At 65.5% G+C, this 278-nt stretch carries 1 pseudogene; it reads right to left on the bottom strand.

Features of this window, described 5'->3' with window-relative positions:
- Positions 1-278 (bottom strand): annotated as a pseudogene (locus tag EN851_RS36045) (spermidine/putrescine ABC transporter substrate-binding protein); the annotation flags it as partial.

The raw sequence follows: 278 nt of genomic DNA, 5'->3' as shown, positions 1-278 counted from the left end.
CGTCGGCTTCCATCATTGTGGTGTCGGCCCAGCCGGTGACGCCCTCTTCCGGCACGGTCGAGGCGACGGGCTTCTTGGCGGCGACCAGCGTGTTGACCTGATAGGGCCAGGAGCCGGATGCAACCACGCCCTCGTTCTGGAAGTCGTCGACCTGGATCGCGGCATCATGCCAGTAGCGGCCGACCAGCGTGCGCTGGGTGCGCAGCAGCTCAAGCGCCGCCTTGTACTGGTCCTCATTGAGCTCGTAGGGGTCCTTGATGCCGAGTTCCGGCTTGTGG

The organism is Mesorhizobium sp. M8A.F.Ca.ET.208.01.1.1, assembly GCF_004791315.1.
Taxonomy (GTDB): domain Bacteria; phylum Pseudomonadota; class Alphaproteobacteria; order Rhizobiales; family Rhizobiaceae; genus Mesorhizobium.
The sequence above is the reverse complement of the archived record's forward strand: the minus strand, read 5'-3'. Positions and strand labels throughout refer to the sequence as shown.